Origin of the sequence: Longimicrobium sp. (assembly GCA_036387335.1) — a bacterium.
Classification (GTDB): domain Bacteria; phylum Gemmatimonadota; class Gemmatimonadetes; order Longimicrobiales; family Longimicrobiaceae; genus Longimicrobium.
In genome coordinates, this window is record DASVTZ010000218.1 from 1 (window position 1) to 13875 (window position 13875).

Here is a 13875-nt window from a genome sequence, read left to right on the forward strand (position 1 = left end):
GGAGATGGTGATGCCGGGCGACAACGTGCAGATGGTGGTGGAGCTGATCACGCCGATCGCCATGGAGAAGGAGCTGCGCTTCGCCATCCGCGAGGGCGGCCGCACCGTGGGCGCCGGCGTCGTCACCGAGATCGTAGAGTAACCATCCGTGCGGGCAGCCGCGGCGACGCCGCGGCTGCCGGCCGTTACTACATGAGGGCCTGAGCCATGCGCGACATCATCATCCTCGCCTGCACGGAGTGCAAGGAGAGGAACTACAACAAGACCAAGAACAAGCGGAAGCACCCGGAGCGCGTGGAGTACAGCAAGTACTGCCCCCGGTGCAACAAGCACCAGCCCCACAAGGAAACCAAGTAGCGCTCCCGCCGCCGCCCACGGGCGGCGGCCCCGCTGCATAGGGCCGGCCCCGCGCCGGCCGCAACCGTTCATTGCACCATCGGTTTCCTTGCATGGCTGAGACGACCCGTACGTCCGCGCGAGAGTTTCTCGTCGACGTGAAAGAGCAGGTCCAGAAGATCACCTGGCCGGACCAGGAGCAGCTGAAGAGCTCCACGGGCGTCATCCTCGCCTTCGTGGCGATGGTCGCCCTGATCATCTTCGGGATGGACCTGGCGGTCCGCACCGTTCTCGACCTGGTTCGCTCGCTTTTCGCGTGAGCGCTATGACCATGGCCGAGGCGAAGTGGTACGCCATCCAGAGCTACTCCGGGCACGAGAACAAGGTGCAGCGGCTGATCCAGCGCCGCATCGACGAAGAGCCGGGCGAGCCGCAGGAGAAGCAGATCCAGGAAGTGCTGGTCCCCACGCAGGAGGTGGTGGAGATCCGCAACGGCAAGCGCGTCACCGTTACGCGCAAGCTGTACCCTGGCTACGTGCTGGTGAAGATGGTGAGCAACCAGCGCACGGTGAACCTCGTCAACGGGATCCAGGGCGTCATCAAGTTCCTGGGCTCCGGCGCCGAGCCGCAGTCGCTCTCCGAAGACGAGCTGGCCAAGATCTTCGGGCAGGAGGCGGAGCCGGTGGCGGGGGCGGAGGAGCCAGTGGTGCTCATCCCCTTCACGCACGGGCAGGTGGTGGAGGTCACGGACGGGCCGTTCAAGGAGTTCAGCGGCACCGTCCAGGACATCGACCACGACAAGGGGAAGGTAAAGGTGGAGGTGTCGCTCTTCGGGCGCCCCACCTCCATCGAGCTGGACTACACGCAGCTTCGCGGATTCTGATCTCTGAGGTCGTACGATGGCTAAGAAAGTAACCGGCTTCATCAAGCTCCAGGTTCCCGCAGGGGCCGCCAACCCGGCTCCTCCCGTCGGCCCCGCGCTGGGCCAGCACGGCGTGAACATCATGGAGTTCTGCAAGCAGTTCAACGCGCGCACGCAGGGTCAGCCCGGGATGATCATCCCCGTGGAGATCACCGTGTACGGCGACCGCTCCTTCACCTTCATCACCAAGACGCCCCCCGCGGCCGTCCTGCTGAAGAAGGCGGCGGGTGTGGACAAGGGCTCGGCTTCTTCCAAGAAGACCAAGATCGGGCGCGTCACGCAGGACCAGGTGCGCCAGATCGCCGAGACCAAGATGCCCGACCTGAACGCGGCGGACCTCGACGGCGCCATGCGCATGATCGCGGGAACGGCGCGTTCGATGGGGCTCGAGATCGTGGGATAAAGGAAGTGCTGAAGTGCCAAGTCCTAAGTGCTAAGTAACAGCACTTCAGCACTTAGGACTTAGCACTCAGGACTTCCCGCATTGATCTCGCATTACGACGGGCGCCCGCGCCGCGTCGGAGGCAGGAGAAGCGGAGCGAGGGGCGGACACCAGGGAGCGGTCTCCTGCCCTCCCGTGCCGGCAACGGCGCAGACCCTCGTTCCCGTCCGTCGACCACTCCGGGGTGGGTGACCCCGCAGCGGGAGGACTCGTCATCAGGATCACCTGAGGGAGTACATGCCCAGACACGGAAAGAAGTTCCGCGAGGCGCAGGCCCGTGTTCCCGAGGGCCAGAACTACAGCGTCCCCGAGGCGGTGAGCCTCGTCAAGGAGCTGTCGTTCGCCAAGTTCGACGAGACCGTGGAAGCGGCCGTGCGGCTTGGCGTGGACCCCCGGCACGCGGACCAGATCGTCCGCGGGGCCGTCGTCCTTCCCCATGGTACGGGGAAGACCGCCCGCGTTCTCGTGATCGCCCAGGGCGACCGCGCGCGTGAGGCGGAGGAAGCAGGCGCCGATTTCGTCGGCGTGGAGTACGTCCAGAAGATCAAGGACGGCTGGCTGGACTTCGACGTGGCCGTGGCCACGCCGGACATGATGGGCCAGGTGGGCCAGCTCGGCCGCATCCTGGGCCCGCGCGGGCTGATGCCCACGCCCAAGGCCGGCACGGTGACGATGGACGTCGCCCGCGCCGTCCGTGAGATCAAGGCCGGCAAGATCGAGTTCAGGACCGACAAGACCGGGAACCTCCACGTCCCCATCGGCAAGGTTTCGTTCGACGTGGCGAAGCTGGAGGAGAACCTGGGCGCGTTCATGGAGACCGTGATCCGCGCCAAGCCCGCCGCCGCCAAGGGGCAGTACGTGCGCGGCCTCACCGTGTCCAGCACGATGGGCCCGGGTGTGGCCGTGGACGCCAACCTGTTCCGGAGGTAGCCCGATGAACAGACTCGAGAAGGACGTCGTCGTCGGCGAGCTCCAGGACAAGCTGCGGGTTGCCCAGGCGTTCTACCTGACCGACTTCACGGGCTTGAACGTGAAGCAGATCACCGAGTTCCGCTCGCGCCTGCGCAGGCAGGGGGTGGAGTACGTGGTCGTCAAGAACACCCTGGCGCAGCGCGCGCTGGAGGGTCTCGAGCTGCCGGACGTGGCGTCTTCCTTCACCGGGCCCACCGGGCTGGTGATCGGGCGCGACGACGCGGTGGCCGCGGCCAAGGTGCTCACCGACTTCATGCGCGAGTTCGGCGACCGCCCGACGGTGAAGGGTGCCGTCGTGGAGCGCCGCTCGGTGGACGCCGCGCAGGTGAAGAAGCTCGCCGACCTTCCCTCGCGGGAAGTGCTTCTCGCGCAGATCGCGGGCGGGCTGCAGGCGCCGATGGCGCGCCTGGCCGGCGGCATGAGCCAGCTTCTGTCCGGGTTCGCCCGGGCCGTGGACCAGCTTCGGCAGCAGCGGGAAGGCGCCGAAGCCTGACCCCGCACCGGGACCCACTGACGGGTCCGGGTGCACGGGACCGGCCGGGGCACGACGTTCCCGCGGTCCGAACATAGATCTAGCCTTCGCAACCTGTACTGTACCAGGAGCCTAAAAAACATGGCCACCACGCTTTCCCGTGACGAGCTGCTCGACGCGATCGGCAACATGACCGTCCTCGAGCTCTCGGACTTCGTCAAGGCTTTCGAAGAGAAGTTCGGCGTTACCGCCGCCGCCCCCATGGCGATGGCCGCCGCGGCCCCGGCCGGCGGCGCCCCCGCCGCCGCGGTCGAGGAGCAGACGGAGTTCACCGTCATGCTCACCGGCGCCGGCGAGAAGAAGATCCAGGTCATCAAGGTGGTGCGCGAGATCACCGGCCTTGGCCTCAAGGAGGCGAAGGACCTGGTGGACGGCGCCCCCAAGGCCGTGAAGGAGGGCGTTTCCAAGGAGGAGGCCGCCCAGATCCGTGCCAAGCTCGAGGAGCAGGGCGCGGGCGTCGAGGTGAAGTAGTGACGGTACGCCCGGGGTGTCGCGGGTTCGCCCGCGGCACCCCGGGCGGGGCCCTTCCCGTCCCCGTGGGGGCCGGGAGCCCAGCCGTCCACTTTCACCCGACGGACCATGATTGCGCAGCTATCTCAATAGATACTGGACGGTACCGTACCCCGCCGGGTCTTCCGGTTGGGGTCGTTTGCGCTTCCCTGTTGATACCGGCGCATGTGGTACGATCAGGCGGGGAAGTCCTAAGTCCTAAGTCCTAAGTCCTGAACAGCATTTAAGCACTTGGCACTTAGCACTTGGCACTTTAGGACCTGTCCCCCGCGCCGTCGCCCGGTATGACCTACGCCAGCACCCAAGGGAGAGCCAATTGGCTACGCTGAACAAACCGATCGTCTCCTTCGCCAAGCTCACGGCGGGGATGGAGCACCCCAACCTCCTCGACGTCCAGCTGCGCGCGTTCGAGACGCTGCTGCAGACCGACGCCGCCGCGCGGGAGCGCGAGGACGTGGGCCTGGAGCGTGTCTTCAACGAGATCTTTCCGATCTCGGACGTGAACGGCAACTTCTCCCTGGAGTTCGTACGGTACTCGCTCGGCGAGCCCAAGTACGACATGGAGGAGTGCATGGAGCGCGACATGACGTACGCCGCTCCGCTCAAGGCGACCCTCCGTCTGGTGGTCTGGGAAGACCTGGGGGACGAGCGCCGTCCAAAGGACATCATCGAAAAGGAGGTCTACCTCGGTGACCTCCCGGTGCTGACCCCGCTCGGCACCTTCATCATCAACGGCGCGGAGCGCGTGATCGTATCGCAGCTCCACCGCTCGCCCGGCGTGGTGTTCGAGGAGAACATCCACCCCAACGGGTCGAAGCTGTTCAGCGCCCGCATCATCCCGTTCCGCGGCTCGTGGGTCGAGTTCACCGTCGACATCCACGACGTGGTGGCGGTGCACATCGACAAGAAGAAGAAGTTCCCGGCCACCGCCCTGCTGCGCGCCGTGGGCTTCTCGCGCGACGTGGACGTGCTGGGCGTGTTCTTCAAGCGCGAGTCGGCTCCGCTGTCGTCGTTCGAGGTGCCCACCGGGCGCGAGGCGCGCCGCGGCGACGCCTTCTACGGCTTCCTGGCCGAGGACGTGCCGGACCCCGCCATGCTGGGCTCCGACGGCCCCGTCCTGTACCGCGACGTGGTGATCCCGGGCACCGGCGAGGTGTTCGCCCGCGGCACGAGGCTCACGGCGGAGGACTACGCCTCCATGCGCGCGGGCGAGGTCTACCAGCTTCCCGTGGTGGCGGGGGCGCTGCTGGCCCGCGCCGGCGACGAGTTGAGCGGCGAGACGCTGCAGCGGCTGAACCGCGCGGGGATCGACCAGGTGTCGGTCTTCCGCTCGGGCGGGCAGAGCGGGAGCGCGCTGCGCGCCACGCTGGCCAAGGACCCCACGCGCGGCACGCTGGACTCGCTCTTCGCCATCCACAACCTGGTGCGCCCCGGCACCGCCCCCGCGCCCGACGCGTGGACGGAGGAGGAGTTCCTGGAGGGCGGCGACTCGGTTGCGCACATCGGCGACTTCCTGCGCGACTGGAGCGAGCGCGACGGGCAGGCCACCGACCCCAACTCGCGCGACGCCCAGCGCTCGGCCGAGGAGCGCATGCTCCGCTACGCCCAGGAGCGCGGCATCCGCTACGTGTGGGAGAGCTTCCGCGAGGAGCGCTCCGAGCGTGCCGGCCGTCCCAGCCGCGTGCTGGTGTACGAGCTGAACCGCGTGGTGCAGGTGTACGCGCAGGTGTGGCGCCTCCTCTTCCAGCCCCGCCAGAGCCTGGTGGTGGCCGGCGAGATGTCGTCCGCGCTGACGCCGGGAACGGCGCGCTCGGACTACAGCGAGTACACGGAGGAGACGCTCAACAAGCGGTACGACCTGGGCCGCGTGGGCCGCTACAAGATCAACCAGCGCCTGGTGGACGCCTTCCGCACTCTCGGCTTCAGCATGCCGCCGGCGGGGATGACGGCGCTCACCGCGCAGGACGTGCTCGCCATCCTCTGGCAGCTCGTGGAGCTGCAGGAAGGGCGCGGCGACACGGACGACATCGACCACCTGGGGAACCGCCGCGTGCGGTCCGTGGGCGAGCTGATCGCCAACCAGTTCTCGGTGGGCCTCAGCCGCATGGCGCGGCTCGTCCGCGAGCGGATGTCGATCGTCTCCGACCCGGACAAGATCAACATCGACGACCTGGTGAACGCGCGGACCGTGTCCGCCGTGATCCAGCAGTTCTTCGGGTCGAGCCAGCTCAGCCAGTTCATGGACCAGACCAACCCCCTGGCCGAGATGACGCACAAGCGGCGTCTCAGCGCGCTGGGGCCGGGCGGCCTTACCCGTGAGCGCGCCGGCTTCGAAGTGCGAGACGTGCACTACTCGCACTACGGGCGCATGTGCCCCATCGAGACGCCGGAAGGGCCCAACATCGGCCTCATCAACTCGCTGACCACGTACTCGCGGATCAACGACCTGGGCTTCATCGAGACGCCGTACCGCAAGGTGGTGCGCTCGATCCTGCGCTACCCCACCACCGTGAAGCTCGAGGAGAGCGTGCGGCTGGTGCTGGGCGAGCGGGCCAAGGTGTTCGCCAAGAAGAACGAGGAGATCGACGCCGAGCGCGGCCGCGAGATCTTCCGCGCCATGATCACCGGCGCGGAGCTGGCCGAGGACGTGCCGGACTGGAGCGAGCTCTTCCCGCGCATGCTGGCGGGCGAGATCCCGCAGGCGGAGTGGGAGCCGCACGTGCTGGCGCTGCCCATCATGGCGCGCCGCGGCGAGCGGATCACGGACGAGCTGGCGGGCCGCATCGCGGCGCAGCCGGTGAACGTGGTGCGCGTGGTGAGCCGCCGCGCCGGGGCCCAGGCCCGCGGCGTGGCCCCCGAGGCGATCCGCAACCCGATGTCGCTGCCGGTGCGGGTGTTCGCGCCGCGCTCGTCGGCGGTGCTGGCGGTGCCGGGCACGGTGCTGACGCCCGAGGTGGCCGAGGCGCTGCACACCCGCCAGATGGAGGGTCTCACGGTGGCCGAGTTCGGCGACACGCCGGACACGGTGGGGATCGACTACGTGAGCGGCGTCCCCTCGCTTCCCAGCGAGACGGAGATCGGCCGCGTGGCGCTGGGCGCCGTCGCCACCACCACGCACGTGGTGCCGGTGGTGACGTCGATCACCGCCTGGCTCTCGGCCAACGAGGAAGAGAGCGCCCGGATCGCGCAGGCCAACGCGCCGCTCACGCCGGAGCTGACCTTCGGCGCCGAGTTCGTGCTGTGCCGCGAGCGGGGCGACTTCCCGCTGCTGCGCCCGGACGAGATCGACTACATGGACGTGGCGCCGGACCAGCTGGTGTCGGTGGCCGCCGCCCTGATTCCCTTCCTGGAGCACGACGACGCCAACCGCGCGCTGATGGGCTCCAACATGCAGCGCCAAGCGGTGCCGCTGCTCTTCCCGGACGCGCCGGTGGTGGGCACGGGGCTGGAGCAGACGGTGGCCGTGGACTCGGGCGCCGTGGTGGTCGCGCGGCGCGCGGGTCTCGTCAAGGAAGTGACCGCGGACCACATCCTGGTTGACGCCGGGATGGAGGGCGCGGGCGCGGCCGGCGAGCCGCTGCGCAGGCTGGCGCAGTTCGACCGCTACCGGATGAAGAAGTACTGGCGCACCAACCAGGACACCGCCCTCAACCAGCGGCCCATCGTGCGCAAGGGCCAGATCGTGGCCAAGGGCGACGTGCTGGCCGACGGCGCATCGACGGACGGCGGCGAGCTGGCGCTGGGGCGCAACCTGCTGGTGGCCTTCATGCCCTGGTACGGCCACAACTTCGAGGACGCCATCGTCCTCAGCGAGCGGCTGGTCAAGGACGACGTCTACACGTCGATCCACATCCAGGAGCTGGAGCTGCAGGTGCGCGACACCAAGCGCGGGATGGAGGAGATCACCCGCGAAATCCCCAACGTCGCCGAGGAGTCCCTCGTCGACCTCGACGAGCGGGGCGTGGTGCGCATCGGCGCGCGGGTGAAGGCCGGCGACATCCTGGTGGGCAAGATCACCCCCAAGGGCGAGACCGAGCTTTCCCCCGAAGAGAAGCTGCTGACCGCCATCTTCGGCGAGAAGGCCAAGGACGTAAAGGATTCGTCGCTCAAGGTGCCGCCCGGCGTGGAGGGCACGGTGATCGACGTGAAGATCTTCAGCCGCCGCATCGATGACCCGATCCTGGAAAAGGAGCGGGGCCAGCGCATCGGCGAGCTGCGCTCCTACGAGCGCGGCGAGATCGGCCGCATCGGCGAGGCGCGCGACGAGGAAGTGCGCGAGCTGATCCGCGGGAAGGAAGTGGCGCTGTTCCTGAAGCGCGGCACGGTGGAGCCCTTCTTCAACGAAGGGACGATGCTGACCGACGACGTGATCGCGAGCCTGGACCTGAACGAGGTGGACCTCACCACGCTCAAGGTCACGGACCGCGCCACCAACGAGCAGCTTCGCCGCCTGATCGACGAGAGCAAGCGCCGCATCGAGCGGGTTCGCCAGCGCACGGAGAACCAGATCGACAAGGTGTTCCAGCCGGACGAGCTGCCCCCGGGCGTCGTGCAGCTGGTGAAGGTGTACCTCGCCGAGAAGCGCAAGATCTCGGTGGGCGACAAGATGGCCGGGCGCCACGGGAACAAGGGCATCATCGCCCGCATCGTGCCAGAGGAGGACATGCCGTTCCTTCCGGACGGGCGGTCGGTGGACGTGTGCCTCAACCCGCTGGGCGTGCCCAGCCGCATGAACGTGGGGCAGATCCTGGAGACCCACCTGGGGTGGGCGGCGCGGGTGCTGGGCTTCGAAGCCAAGACCCCCGTCTTCCAGGGCGCGTCGGAAGACGAGATCGGCGCGCTGCTGCGCCTGGCCGGCGCCCACTGGGCCCGGCAGGCGCTGAACGTGACGGCCGAGCCGCCCACCTTCGACGTGCACGACGCGCGTCAGGTGGCGGAGGCGGTGCAGGCGGTGGAGGCGGCGGCGGGGGTGCAGCCGCGCCCCGAGATGGGGATCGGCCGCGCCATCGACCGGATCGTGGGGACCCCCGCGGCCGACGGCGAGCTGGCGGTGAAGCTGGACTCGCTCCGCAAGTACCTGATCGACGCGGGGCGCGAGCTGGTGGAGCGTGGCGAGGGGACGTTCGAGGCGGAGTTCCCGGCCGCCTTCGCCCTCACCACCACGAAGGGGGGCGAGGGGCTGAACGCGGCGCTGGAGGAGCACATGCTCCGCGCCGGGCTCACCCCGGGCGGCAAGGTGTGGATGCGCGACGGCCGCAGCGGGGCGACGTTCAAGAGCCCGGTCACCGTGGGAGCCATCTACATGCTGAAGCTGAGCCACCTGGTGGACGACAAGATCCACGCGCGCTCCATCGGGCCGTACTCGCTGGTCACGCAGCAGCCGCTGGCTGGCAAGGCGCAGTTCGGCGGCCAGCGCTTCGGAGAGATGGAGGTGTGGGCGCTGGAGGCGTACGGCGCCGCGCACACCCTGCAGGAGATCCTGACGGTGAAGTCGGACGACGTGAACGGCCGCTCGCGCGTGTACGAGGCGATCGTCAAGGGCGAGAACCTTCCCGAGCCCGGGCTGCCGGAGTCGTTCAACGTGCTGGTGAAGGAGCTGCAGGCGCTGGGGATCAGCGTAACGCTGGGGAGCTGAACGGAAAGTGCGTGAGTGCGTGAGTGCGTAAGTGCGCTGGATCCAAACGCACTCACGCACTAACGCACTAACGCACCCCGGCCGAACCCGTACGACCAACGAGTACTGATCCCGAGCCACCGCCGCCCGGGAAACCATAGATCCAGGGGACTGACATGATCGATTTTCCCCGCGCCCGCGAGACACGCTCGCAGGACTTCAACTACATCCAGGTCAAGATCGCGTCCCCGGACGAGATCAGGGGCTGGAGCTTCGGCGAAGTGACCAAGCCGGAGACGATCAACTACCGCTCCTTCAAGCCGGAGCGGGACGGGCTCTTCTGCGAGCGCATCTTCGGTCCGGTCAAGGACTGGGAGTGCCACTGCGGCAAGTTCAAGCGCATCCGCTTCCGCGGCCACGTCTGCGACAAGTGCGGCGTCGAAGTGACGCTCAGCAAGGTGCGGCGCGAGCGGATGGGGCACATCGAGCTGGCCGTGCCCGTGGCGCACATCTGGATGTTCAAGACGCTCCCCTCGCAGATGGGCTACCTGCTGGGGATGACGCTGCGCGACCTGGAAAAGGTGATCTACTACGCTACGTACGTGGTCACCAACGTCGGCGCGCAGGACGTGAAGCACTCGCAGGTGCTGGATGAGGACGAGTTCATCGCCCTCCGCGCCAAGGCCGCCGAAGAGGGCGACGCCGACTTCGCGGCCGACATCGGCGCGGACGCGGTGCGCAACCTCCTGCGCCAGATCGACGTGGACAGCCTGGCCGAGTCGCTGCGCGCGCAGGTGGCCACCGAGACGAGCCAGCACCGCAAGAAGATGGTGCTGAAGCGCCTCAAGGTCATCGACGCCATCCGCGCCTCCGGCGCCACGCCGTCCGAGCGCAACCGGCCTGAGTGGATGATCATGGACGTGATCCCGGTGATCCCGCCCGACCTGCGGCCGCTGGTGCCGCTGGACGGCGGCCGGTTCGCCACGTCCGACCTGAACGACCTGTACCGCCGCGTCATCAACCGGAACAACCGGTTAAAGAAGCTGATGGAGATGCGCGCCCCGGAGGTCATCCTCCGCAACGAGAAGCGCATGCTGCAGGAGGCCGTCGACGCGCTGTTCGACAACGGCCGCCGCAGCAAGGCGATCCGCGGCAGGGGCAAGCGTCCGCTGAAGTCCCTGTCCGACATGCTGAAGGGGAAGCAGGGCCGCTTCCGGCAGAACCTGCTGGGCAAGCGCGTGGACTACTCGGGCCGTTCCGTGATCGTGGTGGGCCCCGAGCTCAAGCTGCACCAGTGCGGCCTGCCCAAGGCGATGGCCGTGGAGCTCTTCAAGCCCTTCATCATCCACGAGCTCGAGAAGCGGGGCGAGGCGGAGACGGTGAAGCGCGCCAAGAAGATCGTGGAGCGCGACGACCCGCGGGTGTACGAGGTGCTCGAGGACATCATCCGCGACCACCCGGTGCTCCTGAACCGCGCCCCCACGCTTCACCGCCTGGGCATCCAGGCGTTCGAGCCGGTGCTCGTCGAAGGCAAGGCGATCCGCGTGCACCCGCTGGTGTGCGCCGCCTTCAACGCCGACTTCGACGGCGACCAGATGGCCGTGCACGTCCCGCTGAGCTTCGAGGCCCAGCTCGAGGCGCGCGTGCTGATGCTGTCGTCCAACAACATCCTGCTGCCCTCCAACGGCCGGCCCATCGCCGCGCCGTCGCAGGACATCGTGATCGGGTGCTACTGGCTGACCAAGGACCGCGCCGATTCCCCGCTCGCCTTCGCGGCCGACGCGGAGGAGCGCGCGCGTCCCGGCGGCGAGCGCGATGCATCCAAGCTGATCCGCCGCTTCGGCAACGTGGCCGAGGTGGAGATGGCGCTGGCGCACAACCTGGTGGAGCTGCACTCGCCGGTCTACTACCTCACCGACCCGCGTCCCGACGCGGAGCTGGACGAGGGCGAGGCGCGCAAGCCCGTCTGGATCCAGACCACGCCGGGGCGCGTGATCTTCAACTCCGTGGTGCCGGGGCCGATGGGCTTCTGGAACAAGACCATGGGGAAGAAGGAGCTGGGCGACGTGATCTTCAGCGCCTACCGCACGGTGGGGCTGGGGCGCACGGTGGTCTTCCTTGACGACCTCAAGGCGTTCGGCTTCCGCTACGCCACCTTTGGCGGCGTGTCGGTGGGGATCGAGGACATGAAGATCCCGGCCGAGAAGGACGAGATCCTTCGCGAGGCGGACGACGACGTGGCGCGCTTCACCCGCGCGTACAACAACGGCGTCATCTCCAACGGCGAGCGCTACAACAAGGTGATCGACACCTGGACGCACGCCAACAACGACGTGGCCGACGCCATGGTGGCGCGCCTGGCCGGCGACCGCGCGGGCTTCAACCCGGTGTTCATGATGATGAACTCCGGCGCCCGCGGTAGCCGCGACCAGATGCGGCAGCTCGCCGGGATGCGCGGCCTGATGGCCAAGCCCCAGAAGAAGCTCACCGGCGGCATCGGCGAGATCATCGAGAGCCCCATCAAGTCGAACTTCCGGGAAGGGCTCACCGTGCTGGAGTACTTCATCTCCACGCACGGCGCGCGAAAGGGCCTGGCCGACACGGCGCTCAAGACGGCCGACGCCGGCTACCTGACCCGCCGCCTGGTGGACGTGGCGCAGGACGTCACGATCAGCGAGGAGGACTGCGGCACGGTGCTGGGCCTGGAAGTGTCCGCGCTCAAGGAGGGCGAGGACGTGGTGGAGCCGCTCAAGGACCGCATCGTCGGCTTCGTGGCCGCCGACGACGTGGTGGACCCGATCGACAACGAGCAGCTCGTGGCGGCCGGCGAGCTGATCACCGAGGAGGTGGCGGACAACATCGAGGACGCGGGGATCCAGTCGGTCAAGATCCGCAACGTCCTCACCTGCGACAGCCGCCGCGGGCTGTGCCGCCAGTGCTACGGGCGCAACCTGGCGACGATGGGGATGGTGGACCTGGGCGAGGCGGTCGGCATCCTGGCCGCGCAGTCCATCGGCGAGCCGGGCACGCAGCTCACTCTGCGTACCTTCCACATCGGCGGCACGGCGGCCCGCATCGCGGCCACCACGCAGCGCAAGAGCAAGGTGGAGGGCATCGCCCAGTTCGACCGCATCACCGCGGTCGCGACGCCGCAGGGCGACCGCATCGTCACCTCGCGCGAAGGCGAGATCATCATGCGCACGCCTGAAGGCACCGTGCGCAGCCGCCTGGCGGTGCCGTACGGCTCCACCATCAGCGTGAGCGACGGCGACCAGATCGCCATCGGCGACCTGCTCTTCGCGTGGGACCCGTACAGCGAGCCGATCGTGGCCGACTTCGGCGGCACGGTGCGCTTCATCGACATCTCCGATGAAGAGACCGTCCGCGAGGAGCTGGACGAGTCGACCGGCCGCCGGCAGCTCGTCATCATCGAGGACCGGAGCAAGAAGCTCCACCCGATGATCGAGATCGTGGACGAGAGCGGCGTGAAGCTGCGCGAGTTCATCGTCCCGGTGGGCGCGCAGCTCACGGTGCGCGACGGCGAGGTGATCGCCCCGGGCGCCGCGCTGGCCAAGATCGCCCGCGAGGCGTACAAGACCCGCGACATCACCGGCGGCCTGCCGCGCATCGCCGAGCTGTTCGAGGCGCGCAAGCCCAAGGACCCGGCGGTCATCACCGAGGTGGACGGCAACGTGCGCTTCGGCGACATCAAGCGCGGCAAGCGCGAGGTGATCGTGATCCCGGAGACGGGGAACGAGCGGGTGTACGAGGTGCCGGTGGGCAAGCACCTCCGGGTGCACGAGGGCGACTACGTGCGCGCCGGCGACCGCCTCAGCGAGGGTCCGGTGAACCCGCACGACATCCTGCGGATCAAGGGTCCGCGGGCCGTGCAGGAGTACCTGCTCAACGAGGTGCAGGAGGTTTACCGCCTGCAGGGCGTGAAGATCAACGACAAGCACATCGGCGTCATCGTGCGCCAGATGCTGCAGAAGGTGCGGATCACCGAGCCGGGCTCCACGGAGTTCCTGGAGGGCGAGACGGTGGACCGCACGGTGTTCCTGGACGAGAACCAGCGGGTGATGGAGGCGGGAGAGGCTCCGGCCATCTCCGAGCCGCTGCTGCTGGGGATCACCAAGGCGTCGCTGACCACGCAGTCGTTCATCTCGGCGGCCTCCTTCCAGGAGACCACCCGGGTGCTGACCGACGCCGCCATCCGCGGCGCGCGGGACAACCTGCAGGGGCTGAAGGAGAACATCATCATCGGCCACCTGATCCCCGCCGGCACCGGCATCTACCGGTACCAGGAGGTGGAGTTCGGCGCCGAGGACGCGGCTCCGGTCACGGAGCCCGCGGCGGAGCCCGCCGCGGTCTATAGTGCTGGGCAGGACCGGATGCGGCCCCGGGCAGTGATGCCCGGGGCCGTTTTTGTGCCCTCCCTCACCCCCAGCGTCGCTCCGCGACGCTTCCCCCTCCCCCAAAACTGCCTGGGGGAGGGGGCTTTTGTTCGGCTCTCCTTCGCCGCCGCGCACAGACCTGGTAGGGGCGCG

9 protein-coding genes and 1 pseudogene are annotated in these 13875 nt (G+C 68.4%); all 10 read left to right on the forward strand.

The genetic code is table 11. The annotated features are described in order from the left end of the window. Positions 1–142, forward strand: a 142-nt coding sequence (tuf, locus tag VF647_22585; GenBank protein ID HEX8454883.1) for an elongation factor Tu, incomplete at its 5' end; no start/stop codon positions are given. 65 nt (positions 143–207) lie between these two features. Continuing rightward, complete coding sequence (rpmG, locus tag VF647_22590; GenBank protein HEX8454884.1) at positions 208–357, forward strand: 50S ribosomal protein L33; 150 nt, start codon at positions 208–210, stop codon at positions 355–357. Positions 358–449: 92 nt separating this feature from the next. Then, positions 450–656, forward strand: a complete 207-nt coding sequence (secE, locus tag VF647_22595; protein HEX8454885.1) for a preprotein translocase subunit SecE — start codon at positions 450–452, stop codon at positions 654–656. A gap of 5 nt (positions 657–661) precedes the next feature. Continuing rightward, entirely contained in the window at positions 662–1219 is a 558-nt protein-coding gene (nusG, locus tag VF647_22600; protein ID HEX8454886.1) for a transcription termination/antitermination protein NusG, read from the forward strand. A gap of 16 nt (positions 1220–1235) precedes the next feature. Continuing rightward, positions 1236–1661, forward strand: coding sequence for a 50S ribosomal protein L11 (rplK, locus tag VF647_22605; protein HEX8454887.1), 426 nt, complete (start codon positions 1236–1238; stop codon positions 1659–1661). Between the two features lie 276 nt (positions 1662–1937). Next, positions 1938–2630, forward strand: coding sequence for a 50S ribosomal protein L1 (rplA, locus tag VF647_22610; protein HEX8454888.1), 693 nt, complete (start codon positions 1938–1940; stop codon positions 2628–2630). Positions 2631–2634: 4 nt separating this feature from the next. Next, positions 2635–3165, forward strand: coding sequence for a 50S ribosomal protein L10 (gene rplJ, locus VF647_22615; protein ID HEX8454889.1), 531 nt, complete (start codon positions 2635–2637; stop codon positions 3163–3165). Positions 3166–3285: 120 nt separating this feature from the next. After that, positions 3286–3675, forward strand: a complete 390-nt coding sequence (gene rplL, locus VF647_22620; protein HEX8454890.1) for a 50S ribosomal protein L7/L12 — start codon at positions 3286–3288, stop codon at positions 3673–3675. Positions 3676–4030: 355 nt separating this feature from the next. Then, positions 4031–9340 (forward strand): annotated as a pseudogene (locus VF647_22625) (DNA-directed RNA polymerase subunit beta). Between the two features lie 164 nt (positions 9341–9504). Next, positions 9505–13875, forward strand: a 4371-nt coding sequence (rpoC, locus tag VF647_22630; GenBank protein HEX8454891.1) for a DNA-directed RNA polymerase subunit beta', incomplete at its 3' end; no start/stop codon positions are given.

Bases quoted from the DNA above. Each gene is read 5' to 3' on its own strand.
- rpmG (HEX8454884.1), top strand. From the start codon at position 208: ATGCGCGACATCATCATCCTCGCCTGCACGGAGTGCAAGGAGAGGAAC.
- secE (HEX8454885.1), top strand. From the start codon at position 450: ATGGCTGAGACGACCCGTACGTCCGCGCGAGAGTTTCTCGTCGACGTG.
- nusG (HEX8454886.1), top strand. From the start codon at position 662: ATGACCATGGCCGAGGCGAAGTGGTACGCCATCCAGAGCTACTCCGGG.
- rplK (HEX8454887.1), top strand. From the start codon at position 1,236: ATGGCTAAGAAAGTAACCGGCTTCATCAAGCTCCAGGTTCCCGCAGGG.
- rplA (HEX8454888.1), top strand. From the start codon at position 1,938: ATGCCCAGACACGGAAAGAAGTTCCGCGAGGCGCAGGCCCGTGTTCCC.
- rplJ (HEX8454889.1), top strand. From the start codon at position 2,635: ATGAACAGACTCGAGAAGGACGTCGTCGTCGGCGAGCTCCAGGACAAG.
- rplL (HEX8454890.1), top strand. From the start codon at position 3,286: ATGGCCACCACGCTTTCCCGTGACGAGCTGCTCGACGCGATCGGCAAC.